This is a genomic window from Actinobaculum sp. oral taxon 183 str. F0552, from assembly GCF_000466165.1.
GTDB lineage: Bacteria > Actinomycetota > Actinomycetes > Actinomycetales > Actinomycetaceae > Peptidiphaga.
Map to the genome: position 1 here is coordinate 2,238 of NZ_KE951417.1, position 20,191 is coordinate 22,428.

Annotated in this window: 19 protein-coding genes; 12 read left to right on the forward strand and 7 right to left on the reverse strand. The window is 72.0% G+C overall.

From position 1 onward, the window contains the following. From HMPREF0043_RS11430 to HMPREF0043_RS03430, 4 genes are all read right to left on the reverse strand, one after another. Positions 1-214: hypothetical protein (locus HMPREF0043_RS11430; protein ID WP_021601471.1), on the reverse strand; the 214-nt coding region annotated here is incomplete at its 3' end. Between the two features lie 223 nt (positions 215-437). Beyond that, positions 438-1,160 carry a hypothetical protein gene (locus tag HMPREF0043_RS10130; RefSeq protein ID WP_021601472.1) on the reverse strand — a complete coding sequence of 241 codons (723 nt, stop codon included), beginning with the start codon at positions 1,158-1,160 and terminating at the stop codon, positions 438-440. Positions 1,161-1,165: 5 nt separating this feature from the next. Beyond that, positions 1,166-3,040: a DEAD/DEAH box helicase gene (locus HMPREF0043_RS03425; protein WP_021601473.1), complete on the reverse strand. Its 1,875-nt coding sequence runs from the start codon at positions 3,038-3,040 to the stop codon at positions 1,166-1,168. Positions 3,041-3,348: 308 nt separating this feature from the next. Continuing rightward, positions 3,349-4,920, reverse strand: a complete 1,572-nt coding sequence (locus HMPREF0043_RS03430; protein WP_021601475.1) for an MFS transporter — start codon at positions 4,918-4,920, stop codon at positions 3,349-3,351. Between the two features lie 199 nt (positions 4,921-5,119). Between HMPREF0043_RS03430 and aspS the strand changes: the two genes are divergently transcribed. Then, positions 5,120-6,919 (forward strand): aspartate--tRNA ligase, encoded by a 1,800-nt coding sequence (gene aspS / locus HMPREF0043_RS03435; RefSeq protein ID WP_040317774.1) that lies wholly within the window; start codon positions 5,120-5,122, stop codon positions 6,917-6,919. Positions 6,920-7,155: 236 nt separating this feature from the next. Here aspS and HMPREF0043_RS03440 read toward each other — a convergent pair whose 3' ends face one another. Further along, positions 7,156-7,722, reverse strand: coding sequence for a hypothetical protein (locus tag HMPREF0043_RS03440; protein ID WP_051317417.1), 567 nt, complete (start codon positions 7,720-7,722; stop codon positions 7,156-7,158). A 27-nt stretch (positions 7,723-7,749) separates the two neighbouring features. Between HMPREF0043_RS03440 and HMPREF0043_RS03445 the strand changes: the two genes are divergently transcribed. Continuing rightward, positions 7,750-8,331, forward strand: coding sequence for a TetR/AcrR family transcriptional regulator (locus HMPREF0043_RS03445; RefSeq protein WP_021601479.1), 582 nt, complete (start codon positions 7,750-7,752; stop codon positions 8,329-8,331). Positions 8,332-8,508: 177 nt separating this feature from the next. Here HMPREF0043_RS03445 and HMPREF0043_RS03450 read toward each other — a convergent pair whose 3' ends face one another. Together HMPREF0043_RS03450 and HMPREF0043_RS03455 are read right to left on the reverse strand one after the other, a co-directional pair. Next, positions 8,509-8,946, reverse strand: a complete 438-nt coding sequence (locus tag HMPREF0043_RS03450) for a GNAT family N-acetyltransferase (RefSeq protein WP_021601480.1) — start codon at positions 8,944-8,946, stop codon at positions 8,509-8,511. A 65-nt stretch (positions 8,947-9,011) separates the two neighbouring features. After that, a complete protein-coding gene (locus tag HMPREF0043_RS03455; RefSeq protein ID WP_021601481.1) occupies positions 9,012-9,644 on the reverse strand; it encodes an RBBP9/YdeN family alpha/beta hydrolase in 633 nt (210 codons plus the stop codon). Between the two features lie 81 nt (positions 9,645-9,725). On the opposite strand from HMPREF0043_RS03455, the gene HMPREF0043_RS03460 reads away from it, so the two are divergent. The 10 genes from HMPREF0043_RS03460 to HMPREF0043_RS10135 all read left to right on the forward strand — a co-directional run bounded on the left by HMPREF0043_RS03460 (position 9,726) and on the right by HMPREF0043_RS10135 (position 20,112). Beyond that, positions 9,726-11,066, forward strand: coding sequence for a replication-associated recombination protein A (locus tag HMPREF0043_RS03460; protein WP_021601482.1), 1,341 nt, complete (start codon positions 9,726-9,728; stop codon positions 11,064-11,066). A gap of 110 nt (positions 11,067-11,176) precedes the next feature. Beyond that, positions 11,177-11,797: a 30S ribosomal protein S4 gene (gene rpsD, locus HMPREF0043_RS03465; RefSeq protein WP_021601483.1), complete on the forward strand. Its 621-nt coding sequence runs from the start codon at positions 11,177-11,179 to the stop codon at positions 11,795-11,797. A gap of 79 nt (positions 11,798-11,876) precedes the next feature. Then, positions 11,877-14,543 (forward strand): alanine--tRNA ligase, encoded by a 2,667-nt coding sequence (gene alaS, locus HMPREF0043_RS03470; RefSeq protein WP_021601484.1) that lies wholly within the window; start codon positions 11,877-11,879, stop codon positions 14,541-14,543. Further along, a complete protein-coding gene (ruvX, locus tag HMPREF0043_RS03475) occupies positions 14,543-15,010 on the forward strand; it encodes a Holliday junction resolvase RuvX (protein ID WP_021601485.1) in 468 nt (155 codons plus the stop codon). Before alaS ends, ruvX begins: the two co-directional genes overlap by 1 nt. Then, positions 15,007-16,212 (forward strand): endolytic transglycosylase MltG, encoded by a 1,206-nt coding sequence (gene mltG, locus HMPREF0043_RS03480; protein WP_021601486.1) that lies wholly within the window; start codon positions 15,007-15,009, stop codon positions 16,210-16,212. The genes ruvX and mltG overlap by 4 nt, the downstream gene beginning before the upstream one ends. Beyond that, complete coding sequence (locus HMPREF0043_RS03485; protein ID WP_021601487.1) at positions 16,209-16,862, forward strand: hypothetical protein; 654 nt, start codon at positions 16,209-16,211, stop codon at positions 16,860-16,862. The genes mltG and HMPREF0043_RS03485 overlap by 4 nt, the downstream gene beginning before the upstream one ends. Positions 16,863-17,084: 222 nt before the next feature. Beyond that, a complete protein-coding gene (locus HMPREF0043_RS03490; protein WP_021601489.1) occupies positions 17,085-17,660 on the forward strand; it encodes a prepilin peptidase in 576 nt (191 codons plus the stop codon). A gap of 159 nt (positions 17,661-17,819) precedes the next feature. Further along, positions 17,820-19,028, forward strand: a complete 1,209-nt coding sequence (aroC, locus tag HMPREF0043_RS03495; protein WP_040317790.1) for a chorismate synthase — start codon at positions 17,820-17,822, stop codon at positions 19,026-19,028. Next, the gene (locus HMPREF0043_RS03500) at positions 19,025-19,564 is read left to right on the forward strand and encodes a shikimate kinase (RefSeq protein WP_021601491.1); all 540 of its coding nucleotides are present in this window, start codon (positions 19,025-19,027) and stop codon (positions 19,562-19,564) included. Before aroC ends, HMPREF0043_RS03500 begins: the two co-directional genes overlap by 4 nt. Further along, on the forward strand, positions 19,561-20,112 hold the full coding sequence (locus HMPREF0043_RS10135; protein WP_021601492.1) for a shikimate kinase: 552 nt from the start codon (positions 19,561-19,563) through the stop codon (positions 20,110-20,112). Before HMPREF0043_RS03500 ends, HMPREF0043_RS10135 begins: the two co-directional genes overlap by 4 nt. Positions 20,113-20,191 lie beyond the last annotated feature (79 nt).

Here is a 20,191-nt window from a genome sequence, read left to right on the forward strand (position 1 = left end):
GCAGGTCCTCGCCCGCCCGCCAGTCGATCACCTGATGGACGGGCGCCCCGGCTCCGGGGCGCCCGTCGCCGTCCGCCTCCTGCGGCGGGGCACCCGGGGGGATGCGCTGCCGGGTCGGCGAGGGGATCGGCGGCGGGCTGAACTGCTCGACCATGTACCACGTGTCCAGCACGTTCAGCTGATCATGCTTGAGAGAACTGCCCCGCTGCTCCATGATGTCAGACTATAGACCGATACCGGCCCGCGAGGCACTGTTCGCATACCGGACCGCCGGATTGCGCGCCGTCGCGCCCGCACCCCGTTCGCGCCGGCCAGCCGACGGTGCGCCTGTCGCACGCCCCGGCGCCGCCGTTCGCACCGGCGCATCGGCCCGCGGGCTTAGCCGGCCTGGGCAGCCGGAGAGCCGGCCGGCAGCGGGGTCGAGACGGTTTCGCCGCCTATCCGTCAGCCGAGAGCCGCGGAGGCCGATCGCTTTGCGCGCCGGTCACGGGATGGCCGACCGGCGCCTTTTCGTCGGCCGCGGAGGCCGAGGCCGATGCCGTCCGCCGAGCCGTCGGCGCAATGCGCACGTCCGCCAGGCGCGCCGAGTCGCGTTCGGCCAGGAGCAGGTCCTCTTGGCGCGCCCACGCACGCCACCAGGCTCCCGGGTCGCCCTCGCGGCGGGTCACGCGCCGCCGCCGTTCGCCCTCGTCGAGGTCGAGCCACACCGACACGTCGAGGAGGGGCGCGCAGGGAGCGCTCGTCGACCCGCAGCCGACCAGGAGGAGGACGTCCGCGCAGCCCCGCGCGGGGATCCTCGCGGGCGGCGACCACCGGCCCGCATGCCAGTCCCACGGGGCCAGCTCGGCCCATCCCCGGTCCCGGACCGGGGCGAGGAGCCGCTCGGCCACGCGCTGCACGCCGTCGGCCAGCCCGTCCCAGCCGGGGACGAAGGCCTCGACTTCGGCGAGGGCCACGGCGACGCCCCGGCCCTCCAGGACGGCGGCGACCTCGGAGGCGAGACTTGTCTTGCCCGACCCCGACCGCCCGTCGACGCCCACGAGGACCGCCCGGCCGCCCCGCCCGACCAGCCGGGCGACTCGGACGGCCACTTCGAGTGCCGCATCCGGCGGCCCGTCGGCCCGGTCGGACGGGCGAGCGCGCGGGGAACGGCCTGCCATCCGGCTCACCGCCGAGGGCGGCCTTCGGACCGCGGATGCCGGCCCTCGCGCCTGCCCTCGCGATCGAAGCGGTGGGCGTCCCGGCCGTTGCTGCGGGCGTCGTCTTTGAAGTGCGTGTTCTTCCGCCGATGGGAGCGGCCCTCTCCGTCGGCCCGCCCGCCGGGGCCGCGATCCTCCGTGATGCGCAGGGCGCGTCCCGACACGCGCGCCGCGAAGATGCGCTCGCGCGCCTCGGCGGTCAGGGGGACCCCGATCTCCACGAGGGAGAACGTGGGATAGATGTCGATGTGCCCCAGATCCGAACCCCGCAGCCCGCCCTCGTGGGTCAGGGCGCCCACGATCGCGCCCGGCTTGACCCTGTCCCTGTGGCCGACCTCCACGCGGTACCGGACGGCGTTGTCCAGGGGCCTGCGCTGGTGCGGCCCGCGGTCCCGCTGCCGGCGGCCCTCGCCCCGTTCGGGGGAGACGTCGACGGTCAGCCTCTCGGGCTCCTCGCCCGCGACGGGCCCCGGGTCGCGCACGGCCAGGGCCAGGAGGGAGACGAGGAGCTCGTCTTGCGGCAGCGGCTCGGCGGCCTCGGCCTGGGCGGCCTCGAAGGAGCGCAGGACGTCCCGGTAGACGGACAGGCGCCCCTTGGCGTGCCGGGCGATCGCCCGGTCGATCGTGCGCTCGGCGCGAAGCTTGGAGACCTCGGCCAGGGTGGGCAGCTCGACTTGCTCCATGCGCGAGCCCGTCTGCCTCTCGATCCTACGCAGCCGCGGACGCTCCTTGGGCGTCACGAAGGTCAGAGCCTCGCCCGAGCGGCCGGCCCGACCCGTGCGGCCCACGCGGTGGACGTAGGTGTCGGTCTCGCGCGGCACGTCGAAGTTGACGACGATGCCGATCCTCTCCACGTCCAGCCCCCGCGCGGCGACGTCGGTGGCCACCAGGACGTCCAGCGTGCCCTCGCGCAGCCGCGCCACGAGCTTCTCCCGCTCCTTCTGGACGACGTCCCCCGACAGCGCGGCGCTCGCCACGCCGCGCGCCCCCAGTTCGACGGCCAGATCCTCGGCCGTCGAGCGCGTGCGCACGAACACGAGGGCGGCGTCGGCCTCGGTGACCGCCAGCACGCGCGCCAGGGCGCTGACCTTGTTCCGCTCGGGGACGACGGCGAACGTCTGGCGGACCGTGGAGACCGTCGTCGCGGGCCGCGATATCGTCACCTCCTCGGGGTCGCGGAGGTGGCGCTCGGCCACCCGGCGGATAGCCGGGGGCATGGTCGCCGAGAAGAGGGCGGAGATCCGCTCGGCGGGCAGATCGGAGGCGATGGTCTCGACGTCGTCGGCGAAGCCCATGCGCAGCATCTCGTCGGCCTCGTCGAGGACAAAGTACCGCACGGCGTCCAGGAGCAGGGCGCCGCGGTCCATGAGGTCCATGATGCGGCCCGGCGTCCCCACCACGACCTGGGCGCCATGCTCGAGCGCGCGCAGCTGCGGGCCGTAGGGGGAGCCCCCGTAGACGGCCACGACGTCCAGGCCCCGCGACCGGGAGGCGAAGGACTCGACGGCCTCTGCCCCCTGCATGGCCAGCTCGCGCGTGGGGGTCAGGACGAGGGCCTGGACCCGGGGGTCGTCCGCGTCGATGTGCGCCAGGAGCGGGAGGGCGAAGGCCGCCGTCTTGCCCGTGCCCGTCTGCGCCACGCCGACGACGTCGCGCCCTTTGAGCAGCAGCGGGATGGCCGAGGCCTGGACGGCCGTGGGGGAGGCGAAGCCGAGGTCGGTGACGGCAGCGAGGAGGTCCTCGGGCAGGCCGAGGTCGGCGAAGTCCCGGTCGCTCGCGTTGACGTCGCGCCCTCGCTCTTGTGCGGCGAGGTCGTGAGAGGGCGTGGTGCGTTCGGTCATTGATCCACCTGTGTCGAGCCAGCACGCGCCGAGGAACCTGACAACACTACGCGTTCGCCCATGTCCTCCAGGCGATCAGCTGGGGCGCCCGCGCGCCTCGCAAAGTCTAGTTGTCCGCCTGCGGAACGGGACGCGAACCGTCCGTGACGTCTCACACCACCCGTGGTGGGAGACGGGCCCCGCCGCCTCCGCGAAGCGCTGACCCGACCGGGCGTTCGCGCGGCCGCTGCGCACGAGCCCGCCCGGGCCGCCCCGCCTTCCCGCCGTTCTGCAGGAAGGCGCTCGACGAGGAAGCCGTCGACCGCTTCCTACCGATCGTCCCCGGAGCCCTGGCCGCGCGAGGCCAGCTCCGCTTCCTCCGCGGATCCCGGGAGCGGGCGGATTCGCCGCACGGCGACGAGGGCCGCGACCAGGATGAGGGCGAGCGCGCCGATCGCCACGGCGAAGGCCGCCTGCCGGGAGGGCAGGATCGCGGCGTAGACGAGGCCGGCGACGGCCACGCAGAATGCGGCGCCGAGGGTGTCGGCGAGCTGGATGGCAGAGGACGTGGCGCCGTGGCGGTCCCGCGGCGTCATGGCCAGCGCCAGCACGGACATGGCCGGGAAGACGAGCCCGATCCCTAGGCCGGCGAGCGTCCAGCCCACGACCACGAACCCCGCTGGGACGGCCGCGAACGAGCCGGGGGCGACCAGCGCGACGCCCGCGAACTGACATGCGACGGCGATGGCCGGCAGGCGCCGGGTCAGCCGCGGCGAGACGACGCGTCCGTGGATCCACGACCCGAGGGCCCACGTCACCGAGCCGACCGTGAGGATGAGCCCCGCCGGAGTCGGCGACCATCCGTGGACCTCTTTGAGGAGGAGGGGCAGGAAGGCCTCGATCCCGATGAAGACGCCCGAGACCAGGCCGCGCACGAGCACCGTGGAGGCCAGGCCTCGCCGCAGCGCGAAGGTCCCCGGCGGCAGCAGCGGGCGCACGCACGCGAAGGTCGCCGCGGCGGCCGCCCCCGCCGCTGCGTAGACCCACGCGGTCAAGCCGCCCGAATCCGCGCCCGAGAGGATCTGCAGGGTCGCCACGGCCGCTCCCGCGCCGGCCGCCGGCAAGAGGATGCGCCCCGTCCCCGTGAGCGGCCGGGGGCCGTGGGTCCGCGGGATCCGCCGCGTGCCTGCGACCACGACCGGGAAGGCGGCCGCCAGGAGCGCCGGGACGGCTCCGAAGACTAGCCGCCATGAGGCGTGCTCCACCAGGAAGCCCGCGATCCCCGGCCCGACGAGGGACGGCACGATCCAAGCCGCCGACAGCGAAGCGAAGATCGGGGACTGGCGCTCGGTCCTCACGCTCGAGCCGACCATCGCGTACAGGGGGACGACGCACATGCCCGCGCCCAGGCCCTGAACGGCCCGCCCCACCACGAAGACCGGCATGTTCGGCGCGGCGGTGCAGACGACGAGCCCCGCCGACAGCACGCCGATGCCCAGGTGGAGGCAGCTCTGGGGCGACTTCGCGTCGCACCACAGGCCCGCGAAGGCGGTCGTGACGAGCTGCGCGGCTAACGGGATGCCCATCGCCACCGCGTACAGGTTGAGCCCGTGCAGCCGCGAGGCGACGGTGGGCATGGCGGTTCCCACCGCGACGGCCTCGAAGGCCACGGCCGTGATCACGCTGACGGAGATGACCAGGAGGAAGCGTTCCGTGGCGCGGTCCACGTACGACGGCCCCGTGCCCGCCGTCCCGCCCGCGACGCCGCCGGCAGCGCCCGCCGGGTCCTCCGGGCGATTCGGGGCCGCCCCGTTCCGACCCGCGCCCGCCGGGCCTTCCTGGCTCATCCGCTCCGCGCGCGCCCGCCTCCCGCGGATCGGCTCGCTCGCCGGCTCGTCCATGTTCGCACCCTCCAATCGCGACGAGGGAATTTTTCCAGAGTCCGGCGTCCCTCGCACGCGGAGTGTGACGATCGCGGCGTTTGCGGGCGTCGGGCCGGGCGGCGCCCCTCGGCGGGGCTAGCATGTTCGGATGGCCGCCGCTCGTCTGGCGGGGCCGGACGACCGCCCGTCTAGCGGTCCAGATCGAAAAGAGGTATACGTGCTTCGCACGCGCATGGCCGGTTCGCTCCGGCCCGAGGACATCGGCTCGACCGTCACCCTCGCGGGGTGGGTCGATCGCCGTCGCGACCACGGCGGAATCGCCTTCATCGACGTCCGGGACGCCTCGGGCATCGCCCAGGCGACGATCCGCGAGGAGGTCGCCCACGAGCTCAGGAACGAGTACTGCGTCCAGGTGAGGGGCGTCGTGCGCGAGCGCCCGGAGGGCAACGCCAACCCGTCCCTGGCCACGGGGGAGGTCGAAGTGGAGGCCGAGGACGTCGCCGTCGTCAACCCGAGCGCGCCCCTTCCCTTCCAGGTCTCCGAGCACGCCGAGGACTCCGGGCAGGTGGGGGAGGAGGCCCGCCTGGCCTACCGCTACCTCGACCTGCGCCGGGCCCCGATGCAGCGCGCCATGCGGCTGCGCGCCAAGGTCAACCAGGCCGCGCGGCGGGTCCTGGACGCCGAAGGCTTCGTCGAAGTCGAGACCCCGACCCTGACCCGCTCCACGCCGGAGGGCGCGCGCGATTTCCTCGTCCCCGCCCGGCTCAACCCCGGCTCGTGGTACGCGCTGCCGCAGTCGCCTCAGCTGTTCAAACAGCTGCTCATGGTGGCGGGGATGGAGCGCTACTATCAGATCGCCCGCTGCTATCGAGACGAAGACTTCCGCGCCGACCGCCAACCCGAGTTCACCCAGCTCGACGTCGAGATGTCCTTCGTCGACCAGGACGACGTCATCGCCGTGGCCGAGGGCGTTCTGCGAGAAGTGTGGGCCCTCGTCGGATACGATCTGGCGACCCCGATCCCGCGCATGACGTACGCCGACGCGATGGAACGCTACGGATCCGACAAGCCCGACCTGCGCTTCGGATGCGAGCTCGTCGACCTCACCGAATACTTCGAGGGCACGCCCTTCCGTGTCTTCCAGAGTCCGTACGTGGGGGCGGTGGTCATGCCCGGCGGGGCCTCGCAGCCGCGCCGAACCTTCGACAAGTGGCAGGAGTGGGCGAAGGCCCGCGGCGCGAAGGGCCTCGCCTACGTGACGATCGCCGACGACGGCACGCTGGGCGGCCCGGTCGCGAAGAACATCTCCGAATCCGAGCGCGCCGGGCTGGCCGAAAAGGTCGGGGCCGAGCCCGGCGACTGCGTGTTCTTCGCCGCCGGGGAGGCGACCGCTTCTCGCGAGCTGCTCGGTGCGGCGCGCCTGGAGATCGGCAAGCGCTGCGGCCTCATCGACCCGAAGGCGTGGGCGTTCACGTGGGTGGTGGACGCGCCGCTGTTCAAGCCCTCGGGGGTCGCGGCAGCGGAGGGCGACGTCGCACTCGGGCATTCGGCGTGGACGGCCGTGCACCACGCCTTCACCTCGCCCAAGCCCGAATGCCTCGACACCTTCGACGTCGACCCGGAAAACGCACTGGCCTACGCCTACGACATCGTGTGCAACGGAAACGAGATCGGCGGAGGGTCGATCCGCATCCACAGGCGCGACGTCCAGGAGCGGGTGTTCAAGGTCATGGGGCTCTCGGCCGAGGAGGCGCAGGTCAAATTCGGCTTCCTGCTGGACGCCTTCAAGTTCGGCGCCCCGCCCCACGGCGGAATCGCCTTCGGCTGGGACCGCATCGTCTCGCTTCTCACCGACGCCCCCTCGATTCGGGACGTCATCGCCTTCCCGAAGATCGGCGCCGGCTGGGATCCGCTCACGGACGCGCCCGCGCCGATCACCGCGCAGCAGCGCAAGGAGGCGGGAGTGGACGCCAAGCCCAGGGACGCCGAGGCCGGAAAGACCGGGGCGGCGCAGTAGCCGGGGGCGAGCCGTCTGGTGTCCCTTCGACGCCGGGGCGTCGGCGGCGCTCGTCAGGCGGGGCGGGGCCCGGCTCCCCGCACAAGTCGGCTCGCAGGCGCGCAGGCTCGCGCCACGTCGACGCCAGGCGGCTTGTATTGAATCGGCTGACCCGCGGGGGAGGGCCTGTACGACTCGGACGCCAAGGAAGCCACGACCCGGCTGGCCCGCGGGCGCGGGGGAGGGCCGAGCCGCGATCACCCGGGCGCGCGCCGACGCCAGTAGCCGACGAGCCCGACGGTCAAAGCGAACGGCCATAGAGCCGCCGGGGTGTAGGCGGCGATCAGGGCCGCGCGCTGGCCCGCGTTCATGCCCGCCATCGGCGTCCAGCCGTCCCATGCCCCCGCGCTCACGCCGATGATCTGCACGGCGATCTCGCCGACGACGATGAAAAGGGCGAATGCCCCTGCGCCGCCGACGGTCACTGCGAGGCGGCGATGAATGGTCTTCCCGCCCAGTCGCGGCACCCACTGCGGGACTTTCTCGCCCCAGCCGTAGCACAGCCCCAGGCAGAGCGCCGCGGCTGAGATCTGCAAAGCGTCGAGGCAGAGAACGTAGGCGATCCCCGACGCGTTCGAACGGTAGAGGGCGGCCTCGGCGAATCCGGTGTCGGCGCCGGCGAGCATGGCGATGCGCCAGCAGGCGGAGGGAAGCGGGCTGAGAAAGGCCGTCCAGCAGGCTGCCTTCGCCCAGCGCTGCGGCGCCCGCCCGGTCGGGCCGGGAGACGAGGCGAAGTTAAATAGATCCTTTATTCTAAAATTCATGCCGTGAGTATATTACACTGGTTTGCCATGGCCAGGCCTGCAAAATTCCGCACAGACGATCTTCTGGACGCCGCCGCGAAAGCCATCCTGGAGCACGGCCGCGACGCGTCCGTCTCTGAGGTCGGGCACATCGCAGGTGCCCCGACGGGATCGATCTACCACCGTTTCTCATCCCGCACCGAGCTGTTCGTCGGCCTGTGGCTGCGTTCCGTCCGGCGCTTCCAGGCGGGCTTCATGGAGGCCTGCCGCACACCGGACGCCCGGAAGGCCGTCCTCGTGGCGGCCGGCCACATCCCCAGATTCTGCCGCGACCATCCCCTGGACGCCTTGGGGATGACCCTCTTCCGGCAGACGGCCCTCCTTCCGGTGGCCCCGGAGTCCTACCGCGAGGAGGTCGCCACCCTCAACGACGAGATCAACGCCGTCCGCAGCGACCTGGTGCGCCGCCGCTACGGCCAGGTCGACGAACGCCGCACGGCCCTGCTCGTGACCGCCACCCACATGTGCCCCTACGGCCTGGTGCGCCCCTACGTGGGAGGCGACATCCCCGATTGGATCGACGAGGCCGCCACCGCCAGCGCCGAGGCCATAGCCGCCCTGGGCGACTGACCGGCGCCGCCTCCAGGCCCGGGCCGCGAGGTGGCCGAAGCCGGGCCGGCCGACCCGGGGCCCGCTCGGTGTCGCCGCCGGCAGATGTCAGGCGATCCTGATCGACAGCCGCCGCCTGCGTCCCCGGGGAGTCGCCCTGCCATTGTCCGCTTGAACTCGTGCAGTGCGCCCGGGGAGTCATGGCGCGCAGGCCGCGCCGCCGGCGGGCGGGAAGCGGACGAAGGCGCGGCACCCTTCGTCCGCCAGATCCGTCAGTCCCGCGCTTCGGTAGAAGGACGCCGTCTTCTCCTCGTCGTCGGCGATGAGGACCAGCTGGCGCACGTGCGCGAAGCGCTCCAGCGCCGCGGCGAGGAGGCGGGCGCCTATGCCTCGGCGCTGGCGGTCCGGGCGGACGAGGACGTCCTGTACGTAGGCGATCGAGGCGTCGTCGCCGACGGCGCGGACGAGGCCGACGAGCTCCGGCCCGTCCCACGCCCCCATCCGCCACAGGGAGCCGGCGACGGCGCGGTGCAGCCCGGCGGGGTCCCGAGTGTAGCTCGACCACCCGACCGAGCCGTAGAGGGCGAGGAGATCGCTCTGCGAGACCGGGCGATCCGGCGAGTACACGAGGGTCATGAGGAGGCCTTTCGAAGGGTCGGGCAGGTCGCCGCCGATCGCGGCCGTCTCCCGCAGTCAGGCCGTCAGGGCCGTTTCTCCGCCCCGGCCGCTCGCAGCGCGTCGACCACCTCGGGCAGGTCGGTTACGCCGTCCGATGCCAGGAAGTGCCCGGCGCCGGGGACCACGACGGTCCGGGCGCCGATCGCGGCCGCGAACTCCTCGGACTTAGCGGGAGGCACGAGCCGATCGTCGTCGGAGTGGATCACGGTCGCCTTCCCGAAGACGCGGGGGTTCGGAACGGCCATTCCCGAGAGGAATCCGCCCAGGCCCGAGGCGATGAACCGGTCCAGGTGGTCCTCGCCGGTGTCGGGGAGGGTCGAGGCGAACGGCGCCACCGCCACGAAGGCGCCCAGCGAAGGCGCCTCGGCCGGCGATCCCGCCCAGCGCTCGGCCAGGAGCTGGACGACCCGCAGCCCCGTGATGCCGCCGAGGCTGTGCGTGACGACGGCCGTTCTCGGGGAGAGCGAGCCGATCGTCTCGGCCGCGGCCGAAATCCATGCGGCGGCGTCCGGCCAGGCGGGGTCGGGCAGGTCCACCATCTCGACGGCCGGAACGGCTCGCATCAGCCAGGGGAACCAGTGGTCGCCGGGTCTGGAGTTGATGCCCCGCACGACGACGACCCGTTCGAAGGGGAGGGGGTCGTGAACGTTTCTCATAGTGTGAAGTATAGGTTCGCCGGGCGGGACGCCGCCGGCAGTCCGCTCGATAGCGCCGGACCCTGCCGATAGCATGGCGCCATGGACCTTTTCGACGCGGTGGGAACGGACGACTCCGGGATCCCCGACGGGGCGGGCGGCCCCCTGGCAGCCAGGATGCGCCCGCGGACTCTCGACGAGGTCGTGGGCCAGGATCACCTGCTCGCCGAGGGCTCGCCGCTGCGCCGCCTCGTCGAGGCGCAGGGCGGGGCGCCGTCGTCGGTGTTCCTGTGGGGGCCTCCGGGCACCGGCAAGACCACGTTCGCCTACCTCATCGCCAGGGCCGGCGGCCGGCACTTCGAGGAGGTCTCGGCCGTCTCGGCGGGGGTGAAGGACCTGCGGGCCGTCATCTCCGCGGCGCGCCAGCGCCTGGCCGCGAACGGGAGGGAGACCGTCCTCTTCATCGACGAGGTGCACCGCTTCAACCGCGCCCAGCAGGACGCCCTCCTGCCCGCGGTGGAGAACGGCTGGGTCACGCTCGTGGCCGCCACCACCGAGAATCCGTCCTTTTCGGTCGTCTCGCCGCTTCTGTCGCGCTCCCTCCTCGTCACGCTCAGAGGGCTCACGGACGGCGATATCCGCACCCTCGTCGCCCGGGCGCTCGAAGACGAGCGCGGTTTCGGCGGGAGCCTCGCCGTCGACGACGACGCCCTCGACAACCTCGTGCGCATCGCCGGGCGCGACGGCAGGCGATCCCTCACCCTGCTGGAGGCGGCGGCCGAGGGGGCGAAGTCGCGGGGGAGCTCGCGCATCGGCCTGGCGGACGTCACCCAGGCGGCCGACACGGCGGCCGTGAGGTACGACCGGTCGGGCGACCAGCACTACGACGTCGTCTCGGCCTTCATCAAGTCGATCCGCGGCTCCGACGTGGACGCCGCCGTCCACTACCTCGCCCGGATGCTCGAGGCGGGGGAGGATCCGCGCTTCGTCGCGCGCCGCATGATGATCAGCGCCGCCGAGGACGTCGGCATGGCCGACCCGTCGGCCCTCCAGACCGCCACCGCCGCCGCCCAGGCGGTGGCCCTCGTCGGCATGCCCGAGGCGCGGATCATTCTCGCCGAGGCCGTCGTCCACCTGGCCACGGCCCCCAAGTCCAACCGCTCCTACACGGCGATCGACGCGGCTCTGGCGGACGTCCGGGCGGGCAAGGCGGGACCGGTGCCGGAGGCGCTCCGCGACAGCCACTACGCCTCAGCCGCGGACCTGGGGCACGGCGCCGGCTACAGGTACGCCCACGACTACGAGGCGGGCGTGGCGCCCATGGAGTTCATGCCCGAGGGGTTGGAGGGCGCCAGGTACTACGAGCCGACGACGAGGGGCTTCGAGTCGCAGATCACGCAGCGCCTGGCGAGGATCCGGGAGATACTCGACGGCGATACCTGATAAACTCTCAGGGTTGCCCATCCGGGCGGCATTAGAGAAACCTGGGGCCTTAGCCAGACGGTGGCCCCGCGGCCCGCGGGCCGCGCATGAGACATCGACAGGAGAAGCATATGTCGGGCAATCGCTCCCGCAAGCTCGTGCGCCAGTCGCGCGCACTGGGCATCGCCCTCAGCCCGAAGGCTGAGAAGTACATGCAGCGCCGTTCCTACCGCCCGGGCGAGCACGGCCGCGGGCGCGTCAAGGACTCGGACTACTCCGTCCGCCTGAAGGAGAAGCAGCGCCTTCGCGCCCAGTACGGCATCCGCGAGGCCCAGATGAAGCGCGTGTGGGAGGAGGCCCGCCGAGCGGAGGGCCTGTCGGGCGAGAACCTCGTCGAACTCCTGGAGATGCGCCTGGACGCCCTGGCGCTGCGCGCCGGATTCGCCCGCACGATCGCCCAGGCCCGCCAGGTCGTCGTGCACCGCCATCTGCTCGTCGACGGGAAGATCGTCGACCGCCCCTCCTACCGGGTCAGGCCCGGCCAGGTCGTCCAGGTCAAGCCGCGCTCCCAGGCGTCCCCCCAGTTCCACGTCGCGGCCCAGGGCGCGCACCGCGACGTCCTCCCGCAGGTCCCCGATTACCTCGACGTGGACCTGGAGAAGCTGCGCTTCACACTGGTCCGCCGCCCCAAGCGCGCCGAAGTCCCCGTGATCTGCGACGTCCAGATGGTCGTCGAGCACTACTCGCGCTGAATCGAGCCAGGCGACGCGCCCCACGGGGCGCGTTCTTGGTATCGCGACACATTCACCGTCATTAAGGCACACAAAAGATATGCGTACCGCTGAGATCCGTCGACGCTGGCTCGACTACTTCGAGAAGAACAACCACCATATCGCTCCGTCGGTGCCTCTCGTCTCGCCCGACCCGTCGATCCTCTTCACGGTCGCCGGCATGGTTCCCTTCATCCCCTACATCCTGGGCACCGAGCCGGCTCCGTGGCCCCGGGCCGCCTCGGTGCAGAAGTGCATCCGCACCAACGACATCGACAACGTGGGCAAGACGACCCGCCACGGCACCTTCTTCCAGATGAACGGCAACTTCTCCTTCGGGGACTACTTCAAGGAGGGCGCCATCGACCTGGCCTGGGGCCTGCTGACCTCGCCCGTCGCCGAAGGCGGCTACGGGCTCGACGGCGACCGCCTGTGGATGACCATCTGGGAGGAGGACGAGGTCTCCTACGACCACTGGACCAGCGTCGTCGGCCTGCCGGCCGACCACATCCAGAAGCTCCCCTTCAAGGACATCTCCTGGTCCACCGGCCAGCCCGGGCCGGCCGGCTCCTGCTGCGAGATCCACTACGACCGCGGCCCCGCCTACGGCCCGGACGGAGGCCCGGCCGCCGACGCGCAGGGGGACCGCTTCCTGGAGATCTGGAACCTCGTCTTCGACGAGTTCGTCAGGGGCGAGGGAGAGGGCCACGACTTCGAACTGGTCGGCAAGCTCGACCAGACCGCCATCGACACCGGCGCCGGCCTGGAGCGCATCGCCTACCTCCTCCAGGGCAAAGCCAACATGTACGAGATCGACGAGGTCTTCCCCGTCATCGCGGCGACCGAGGAGATCACCGGGAAGAAATACGGGGCCGACGCCCAGGACGACGTGCGCATGCGCGTGGTGGCCGACCACGTCCGCTCTGCCCTCATGCTCATCGGCGACGGCGTACGCCCCGGCAACGACGGCCGCGGATACGTCCTGCGGCGGCTCATCCGACGGGCCGTGCGCTCCGTCCGCCTCCTGGGCGTGGACGAGGCGGTGCTCACCGGACTCGTGACGGTCTCCAAGGACGCCATGTCCGAGTCCTACCCGGAGTTGGAGGCCGACGCCGACCAGATCCTCCAGGTGGCGGGCGAGGAGGAGGCGGCCTTCCGGCGCACTCTGGCCGCCGGCACCCAGATCTTCGACCTCGCCGCCTCCACAGCCTCTAAGGGGAACAGGATCGTCTCCGGCGAGGACGCCTTCGCCCTCCACGACACCTACGGCTTCCCCATCGACCTCACCTTGGAGATGGCCTCCGAGCAGGGGCTCGCGGTGGACGAGGCGGAATTCCGCCGTCTCATGCAGGAGCAGAGGGACCGGGCCCGCGCCGACGCCCGATCCAAGAAGACCGGGCACGTCGACGCGGCCGTCTACCACGGGATCCTCGACGAGAACGGCGGGCCCACGCGCTTCCTCGGATACACCGAGTCCGCGGCCGAAGGCAGGATCGTCGCGCTGCTCGTCGACGGCGTCCCCGTCCCGGCGGCCACCGCTCCTGCCGAAGTCGACGTGATCCTGGATCAGACGCCCTTCTGGGCCGAGATGGGCGGGCAGCTCGCCGACCGCGGGACCATCGGCGTGGAAGGCGGCGGCCTCGTGCGAGTCGACGACGTCCAGGCCCCCGTCAAGGGGCTCCACGTCCACCGCGGCACCGTCAGCGAGGGGACGATCGCCGTGGGGGAGAGGGCCTTCTCCCAGATCGACGTCGACAGGCGCGGCCAGATCGCCAGATCGCACACCTCGACGCATATGATCCACAAGGTCCTCCACGAGTTCCTCGGCGAGCAGGCCACGCAGGCCGGATCCGAGAACTCGCCGTCCCGTCTGCGCTTCGACTTCCGGCACGGACAGCAGGTGCCCGCCGACGTCGTCGCCGGGATCGAGGGCCGCGTCAACGACCGCCTGCGCGAGAACCTCGAGGTCACCGACGAGGTCATGGACCTCGAGGAGGCGCGCGCGGCCGGCGCCATGGCGCTCTTCGGCGAGAAGTACGGGAAGCGCGTCCGAGTCGTCTCCATCGGAGGAGACTGGTCCAAGGAGCTGTGCGCGGGGACCCACGTCGGCGAAACCGGCGAGATCGGGCTCGTGAGCATCCTCGGAGAGTCCTCCATCGGCTCCGGCGTGCGCAGAGTCGACGCCCTCGTCGGCGAAGGCGCCTACGCCTACGGCGCCAAGGAGCACGCGCTCGTGTCGCAGCTGGCGGGGATCGTCGGCGCGCGCCCCGACGAGCTGCCCGAGCGGATCGACGCCGTCCTGGCGCGCCTGAAGTCCGCCGAGAAGGAGATCGCCGCCCTCAGACGCGAGAAGCTGTCCGCGGGCGTCGGCGACATCCTCGGAGGGCGCCGACGCGTCGGGCGATTCGACGTCTACTGGGCCGGGCTAGGCGAGGTCGCGAGCGGCGACGACGTCCGGACCGTCGCCACGGACGTCAGAGGCCGCATCGACGATTCGGATCCGGCCGTCGTGGTGGTCGGAGGCACCGTCAACGGGCGCCCGTCCGTCGTCGTGGCGACGACCTCGGCGGCCAGGCAGGCGGGGGCCAGGGCCGGAAGGCTCGTCGCCTCGTTCTCGAAGACCCTGGGCGGAGGCGGAGGAGGCCGCGACGACATCGCCCAGGGAGGGGGCCAGGATCCGTCCAGGCTCCTGGAGGCGCTGAAGACGCTCGAGGCGGAACTCGGCTGATGCGCCGCGGACGGCGGATCGGGGTCGACGTCGGAGACGTCCGAGTCGGAGTCGCCCAGTGCGACCCCGACGGGATCCTCGCCACCCCGGTCGCCACGTACCGCCGCGACGGGTCCGACATTCGGCGCGTGGCGAGGCTCGTCCGCGAAGGCGACGCCATCGAGGTGATCGTGGGCCTGCCCCTCAACATGGACGGCAGCGAAGGCGGGGCGGCGGCCAAAGCGCGAGCCTGGGCCCGCAAGCTCGCCCGGAGGATCGCCCCCGTAGGGGTGCGCATGGTCGACGAACGGCTCACCACGGTCGCCGCACATGCCGCGTTGACGGAGGCCGGCCGCGAAATCAGACGACAACGCGACATCGTCGACCAGGCTGCCGCTAGTATTATTCTCAACACGGCATTGGAGACGGAACGCCGAACCGGCCGCGCACCCGGGCAGGGCGTTGGTATCCGCGATGGAGACACATGAGCGATCTACTTGACGATCTTGGCGCCTCGGACCGCAAAATCACACGGCGGGAACGGATGGCCAGAGAGCGTGACGCGCACAAGAAGGCGCGCAAGGGCGGCCGCGGCCGCAGACGGTGGCGCTCCGTGGTCATCCTCGCCCTCGCCGTGGCGTTCCTGAGCGGCACGACGACATATTTCATCCCCGAATTCTTCACCGACTCGGCCGGCCCCTCCGATTACACGGGCCCGGGATCGGGCGAGACGACCGTCGAGATACCCGAGGGCGCCAGCGGCTCCGAAATGGGCACCATCCTCGTCAAGGCCGGGGTGGTCGCCACTCCGCGCGCATTCGTCGACGCCTACAGGAAGGACCACCGCGCCCCGACCATCCAACCGGGATCCTACAGGCTGAAGAAGCGGATATCGGCCTCCGCGGCGATATCCTCCCTCCTGGACGGCGGGCTGAGGACCGACCGCAACGTCACCGTCCCCGTGGGATTCACGAAGGAGCAGGTTTTCAACCGGCTGGCGGTCTCCTTCGGGACGACGAAGGACCAGGTCAAAGCCGCCGCGGCCAACTCGGCGGCCATCGGGCTGCCCGCCGAGGCCAACGGGAATCCGGAAGGCTGGTTCCTGCCCGGATCCTATTCCTTCGAGGCGGGGAAGACGCCGGTCGACGCCATGAAGGCCATGATCGACAAGCGCGTCAAGCAGTTGGAGTCGCTCAACGTCCCCCGCCAGCAGTGGGAGGCCGTGCTGACCAAGGCGTCGATCGTCGACAAGGAGATCGGCAGCACGAAGAACGACGACTACATGAGGAAGGTCGCGCGGATCATCGAGAACAGACTCGTGGACACCAACGAAGTCAAGAAGAAGCTCCAGATGGATTCGACGGTTCTCTACGGGCTCGGCAAGACCAACAGCGGCGCCCCTTCCTCCGACGAGATCCACAAGCCGGAGAAGGACACCCCGTACAATACGTACAACCACGAAGGCCTCCCGCCCTCGCCCATCGGCGCCTCCAGCGACTCGGCCATCAAGGCCGTGATCAACCCGGCGGACGGAAAATGGCTCTATTTCGTCACCGTCAACCTGACCACCGGGGAGACCAAGTTCGCCGAGACCCACGACGAGCACAACGCCAACGTGGAGGAGTACAAGGCCTGGAGCGCCGAGCACAGCGCCCAGAAAGGCTCGGCCTCGGCGTCCTCCGGAGGGTGAACGTCGTCTGGGTCGGTTCGGGCGACGCTGTGGAGCGCCGGCTCCTCGACGCGTCGGGACTGGTCGACGTCACGGTGGCCGACGGCCTGGACGCCGCCTTCGCCGCCTGGCGCGAGGACTGCCTGGGCTTCGCCACGGCCCCGCTCGCCGGGACCCTCCGGCGCGCCGACGCGGGCGACGGACTGGCGACGGCCGTGGGGTGCGCGGACTGCCTCGCCTTCGCCGCCGGAATCCCGCGAGCCTACGCATTCTGTACGCGGGTGGGCGGGATCGTCGCGGCCGTGCGCGAGGCCTCCGGCCGGGAACGCCTCCGCGGCGAGCTCGCCGTCCTCGGCTCGGGGCCGGAGGCCTGGGCCGCGCTGGCAGCCTTCGCCCAGTTGAAGGCGGCGATCACCGCCTACGTCGAACCCCGCGACACCGTGACGGGCGCGGTCGCCCACCGCATGGGCCTCGACCTTCCCACCGCCCCGCTCGCCGCGTGGGAGGAGGGAAGCGGGGCGGTCTACGATTCGCGGAGCCTGCGCCTTCGGGCGGGGCGGACCTGCGTCGGCCGGTCGTCCATCCTCCTCCATACGGTGGCCGCCCAGGTGCGTCTCCTGACCTCCCGCGAGCCGGACATGCGGACCATGCGCGCGGCCGCCCGGCTCTGAGAGCCGTCAGAGCCGCCGTGGCCGGATGCGGATGTGGCCCGGACGGCGCCTGGAGGACGGGTATCGCCGTCGCATCAGGCCCGCCTGCCTTCGGATGATGCGCCGCGACACGTGTGCGCGAACCGTTCCACAGGTCTGGTTCGCGCAGCGGTCACGACGGCCCGGGCCTTCGCCTGTGGACAGCGGGAACGGCCGAAGCCGTGGCGCGCCTAGCGTGAGGGCATGCCCCTCTGGTCGAAGGAGCGAGTGCTCCGGTCCTGCCTGTCGCCCCGTCATGCGGTGGCGATCCTCTCCCTCGTGAGCGCGGTGAGCTTCGCCTCCGGTCTGGCCGGCCCGTCGTCCGGCGGGCCGACGCCGGGGCTCGCGGCGGCCAGCTTCGGTGCGGGCTGCCTCGCCCTGGCCGGTTACGTGGACTTCGTCCGTCGGATTCTGCCCGATCCCCTCCTGCTGTGCGCCGCGGTCGCAGCCGGGGCTTCGGCGCTCGAGTCGGGGCCCGGTCAGGCCGTCCGAGCCTGCGCCGTCGCGTCCGCGGCCATGGGAGTCGCCTACGCTGTCGCGGCTACGACGAGCCTGGGGCGAGGGGATGCGAAGCTGTGCGGAGCCATCGGTCTGTGGCTCGGCCAGCCGCTCCAAGCCGGCGTCGCCGTCCTCGGCGGCGTCGGCGCCGCAGGAGCCTACGCCCTCGCGTTGGCGGCCGCCGGGCGGCTGAACCCGGGCGGCGCCCTTCCGCTGGGGCCGTGGCTCGTCGGATCGGCATGGTGGGTCTGGTCCGTCAGCGGGTCGGGGCCGGCCGCCTGATCCCGTCCGGACACGTTGGTGCTCGCCGCGGACGCGCCCGGCGTCGGAGCCTTCCGAAGGTCCAGGGCCGGCGAGTCTGGGAAGCGCCGAGGGCCGGCGGGAATCCGGGATCCGGTCGGGGGAGGGACCGCGCAGGGCAAACGTGGGACAATGGGCGGCATGTTCGCATGGTCAACCGCCGGAGAGTCGCACGGGCGAGCCCTCGTCGCGCTCATGGAGGGGGCGCCCGCGGGCCTGAGGATCGAAACGGCGGACATCGAGGGCGCGCTGGCAAGACGGCGTCGAGGGCACGGCCGCGGAGCGCGTCAGGCTTTCGAACGCGACCGGCTCACCGTCCTGTCCGGGATCCGCCACGGGACGACGATCGGCTCCCCGATAGCCCTGGAGATCGCCAACTCCGAATGGCCCAAGTGGCAGACCGTCATGTCGCCCGACCCCGTCGACCCGGCCGCGCTGCTCGTCGACGCGGGCACCGGCGACGAGCGCGAAGTCGCCCGGAACCGGCCTCTGACCAAGCCGCGCCCGGGCCACGCCGACCTGGTCGGGATGAACAAGTACGGCTTCGACGACGCCCGCCCCGTCCTGGAGCGAGCCTCGGCGCGCGAGACCGCCGCCAGGGTGGCCCTCGGCGCCATAGCCGCCGCCATCGGCGAGCAGGCGGCCGGCATCCGAGTGCTCTCCAGGGTCGTGAGCGTCGGCGACGTCGCCGACGGATCCGAGCCTCCCGGCCCCGCGGACGCGGACGCGCTCGACGAGAGCCCCGTCAGATGCCTGGACTCCGGCGTCGAGAAGGCCATGGTCGCGGCCATCGACGCCGCCAAGAAGGACGGCGACACCCTGGGCGGCGTGGTCGAAGTCCTCGCCTACGGCGTCCCCCAGGGCTTGGGGACCTACGCGACGCCGCTCGGGCGGCTCGACGCGAGGATAGCCGCCGCGATGATGTCCGTGCAGGCCGTCAAAGGGGTCGAGATCGGAGACGGCTTCGCCTCCGCCGCCCGGCGGGGAAGCCGGGCCCACGACGAGATGGTGCGCCGGGAGGGTCGCGTGCGCCGCCTGAGCAACCGCGCCGGCGGCGTGGAAGGCGGCATGTCCAACGGCGAGCCGATCAGGGTCCGATTGGCGTTCAAGCCGATCTCCACGGTTCCCCGCGCGTTGCGCACGATCGACACGCGCACCGGGGAGGAGGCCGTCGCCCTGCATCAGAGAAGCGACACGACCGCCGTCGTCCCCGGGGCCGTCATCGCCGAGGCGATGCTCTCCCTGGTCATCGCCGAGTGCCTCGTCGAGAAGTTCGGTGGGGACTCGATGGACGCGCTGCGGGCTTCGCTGCGCGGATACCTCGACTCGATCCCCCGGGCGCGCCGATGAGCGTGAAGGCCGTCTTCATCGGCATGCCCGGATCGGGCAAGACGACCGTCGGCCGCCTGGTCGCGGCCGCTCTGGCCTGCCAGGTCGCCGATTCGGACGATCTCGTGGTCCAGCGCGAGGGCCGGACGGTTCCCGAGATCTTCGCCAGCGAGGGGGAGGAGGGCTTCCGCGCGGTCGAGGCCGCCTGCATAGCCGAGGCCCTCCACGGATTCGACGGAGTGCTCTCACTGGGCGGGGGAGCGGTGCTGGCCGAGTCGACCCGCGCCGCCCTGGCGGGCCACCCCGTGGTGTTCATCCACGTCGCGCACGGCGAACTCGTCCGGCGGATCTCCGGCTCGCCCACGCCCCGCCCCCTCCTTGAGGGGGACCCGGAGGGCAGGCTCGCGGCCCTGTGGAGGGAACGCCACGACATCTACCGCCGATGCGCGCGCTACACGGTCGAGTCGGACGAGGGCCCGGCGTGGCGCGTGGCCAGGAGGGTGCTCGACCTGCTCGGCCGGCCCGACGCGCGCGTCCGGGGGGAACCCGCTCCGTGAATCTGATCCTCTACGGCCCGCCGGGGACGCGTGCGGCCGAATGCGCGGAGGGACTCGCGGCCCGGCTCGGCCGTCAGTTCGCCGCCGTCGAGGCCGCGGTCGAGGCGGTCGACGGGCGGCCCGCGTCCGCCATCGCCGTCGAATCGGGGATCGCACGCCTGCGCTCGCTCGAATCGGCGGTGGCCCTCGCCCTCTTGGAGAGCATGGCGGACGGCGACGACCGGATCCTCGCTCTGGGCTCGGCTTGCCTCGGAGACGATCCGGGGGACGAGGAGTTCGCGGCGGTCCGCCGGAGCCTGGACGGCCTGCGCGACCGGGGCGCCCGAACCGTCTACCTCACGGCGAACTTGGCCGCGCTCGCCAAGCGGGCCGGGCTCGACGGGCCCCGGTTCTCTTCCGTCGCTTCGCCGCGCAGAATCCTCCTGCGCCAGCTGGCCGCCCGCGCGCCCCTGTACGAGGCGTACGCGGACGCGGTCGTCGACGTGAGCGGGCGGGAGATCGACGACGTCGTCGAGGAGATCGCCTCGGGCCTGCGCCGCACGCCATAATCCCCACGTCTTCGCCCTCCCCCGGCGGACAGGCTATCCTGTAAGGCGGCGCCGGCGTGGCGCGCAAGGGAGAAGAGAA

Coding starts and splice junctions, on each gene's coding strand:
- alaS (WP_021601484.1), top strand. CDS start 11,877: ATGCGTACCGCTGAGATCCGTCGACGCTGGCTCGACTACTTCGAGAAG.
- HMPREF0043_RS03455 (WP_021601481.1), bottom strand. CDS start 9,644: ATGAGAAACGTTCACGACCCCCTCCCCTTCGAACGGGTCGTCGTCGTG.
- HMPREF0043_RS03425 (WP_021601473.1), bottom strand. CDS start 3,040: ATGACCGAACGCACCACGCCCTCTCACGACCTCGCCGCACAAGAGCGA.
- HMPREF0043_RS03445 (WP_021601479.1), top strand. CDS start 7,750: ATGGCCAGGCCTGCAAAATTCCGCACAGACGATCTTCTGGACGCCGCC.
- HMPREF0043_RS03500 (WP_021601491.1), top strand. CDS start 19,025: ATGAGCGTGAAGGCCGTCTTCATCGGCATGCCCGGATCGGGCAAGACG.
- rpsD (WP_021601483.1), top strand. CDS start 11,177: ATGTCGGGCAATCGCTCCCGCAAGCTCGTGCGCCAGTCGCGCGCACTG.
- HMPREF0043_RS03440 (WP_051317417.1), bottom strand. CDS start 7,722: ATGAATTTTAGAATAAAGGATCTATTTAACTTCGCCTCGTCTCCCGGC.
- HMPREF0043_RS03430 (WP_021601475.1), bottom strand. CDS start 4,920: ATGGACGAGCCGGCGAGCGAGCCGATCCGCGGGAGGCGGGCGCGCGCG.
- mltG (WP_021601486.1), top strand. CDS start 15,007: ATGAGCGATCTACTTGACGATCTTGGCGCCTCGGACCGCAAAATCACA.
- aroC (WP_040317790.1), top strand. CDS start 17,820: ATGTTCGCATGGTCAACCGCCGGAGAGTCGCACGGGCGAGCCCTCGTC.
- HMPREF0043_RS03460 (WP_021601482.1), top strand. CDS start 9,726: ATGGACCTTTTCGACGCGGTGGGAACGGACGACTCCGGGATCCCCGAC.
- HMPREF0043_RS03450 (WP_021601480.1), bottom strand. CDS start 8,946: ATGACCCTCGTGTACTCGCCGGATCGCCCGGTCTCGCAGAGCGATCTC.
- ruvX (WP_021601485.1), top strand. CDS start 14,543: ATGCGCCGCGGACGGCGGATCGGGGTCGACGTCGGAGACGTCCGAGTC.
- HMPREF0043_RS10130 (WP_021601472.1), bottom strand. CDS start 1,160: ATGGCAGGCCGTTCCCCGCGCGCTCGCCCGTCCGACCGGGCCGACGGG.
- HMPREF0043_RS03490 (WP_021601489.1), top strand. CDS start 17,085: ATGCCCCTCTGGTCGAAGGAGCGAGTGCTCCGGTCCTGCCTGTCGCCC.